Annotated in this window: 1 protein-coding gene; it reads left to right on the forward strand. The window is 69.0% G+C overall.

What is annotated here, in order from left to right:
* The coding region (locus UB48_RS26860; protein ID WP_275560923.1) for a type VI secretion system Vgr family protein at positions 1 to 1,338 on the forward strand (1,338 nt) is incomplete at both ends.

Below are 1,338 nucleotides of genomic sequence, written 5' to 3' on the forward strand. Positions count from 1 at the left end.
TTCACCCTGTGGCGGGGCGACACCCCGGTGCGCTACGTGCACGGCCTGGTCAGCCTGTTCAGCCAGGGCGACACCGGCTTTCGCCGCACCCGCTACCGCGCCGTGCTCGAACCCAGCCTGGCGCGCGCCGGCCTGCGCTCGAACTGGCGCATGTTCCAGGGCCAGAGCGTGCCCGAGATCATCCTCGCGGTGCTCGAGGCCCAGCGCCTGAGCGAGGTCAAGAGCTACCTGTGCTTCGACCATCCGCCGCGCGAGTACTGCGTCCAGGCCGGTGAAAGCGACCTCGACTTCATCGCCCGCCTGGCCGCCGAAGAGGGCCTGCTGTACAGCTTCGAGCACCGTGCCGACGGCCATACCCTGTGGCTCACCGACCGCGTCGGCGGCCTGGGCACCATCGGCACCCACGAGCACTGCCCGGTGCTCTACCAGCCGCTGGCCGGCGGCGACAGCGCCGAGCCGGCCTTGCAGCGCTTTCACTACACCGAACAGGTGCGCAGCGCGCGCCAGGTGCAGCGCGACTACACCTTCACCCACCCCTACTACAACCTGCAGCACAACGCCGTCGGCGCCAGCGACCTCGACCACCAGCACAGCGACTACGAACGCTACGACTACCCCGGCCGCTACAAGCGTGACGCCAGCGGCAAGCCCTTCACCAAAACCCGCCTGACCGCCCTGCGCAGCGACGCCCGCCTGGCCCACATGGAAGGCGATGACGCGCGTCTGCAGCCGGGCCTGGCCTTCGACCTCAACGACCACCCGCGCGAGGACTTCAACGACCGCTGGCGCACCATCGCCATCGAACACCACGGCACACAGCACAGCAGCCTGCTCGAAGAGGCCTTCGGCAGCGACAGCGGCACCGCCTACCGGCTCAGCGCCAGCGCCATCCGCTGGGACGCCGACTGGAAAGCGCCGCTACGGCCCAAGCCGCGCATCGACGGCCCGCAGATCGCCAGCGTGGTCGGCCCGCCCGGCGAAGAGATCTACTGCGACGAATGGGGCCGGGTCAAAGTCAGCTTCCCCTGGGACCGCGACAGCCACCAGGACGACCACAGCTCCTGCTGGATCCGCGTCGCCCAGGGCTGGGCCGGCGCCACCTGGGGCGCCATGGCCATCCCCCGGGTCGGCCAGGAACTGATCATCAGCTACCTGGACGGCGACCCCGACCAGCCCATCGCCACCGGCCGCGCCTACCGCGAAACCAACCTGCCGCCGTATCAACTGCCCAAGCACAAAACGCGCATGACCATCAAAAGCCGCAGCCACAAGGGCCAGGGCTTCAACGAGCTGCGCTTTGAGGATGAGCTGGGGCAGGAAGAGGTGTTCATCCATGCC

The sequence above is a fragment of the Pseudomonas sp. 2(2015) genome, assembly GCF_000955865.1.
Lineage (GTDB): Bacteria > Pseudomonadota > Gammaproteobacteria > Pseudomonadales > Pseudomonadaceae > Aquipseudomonas.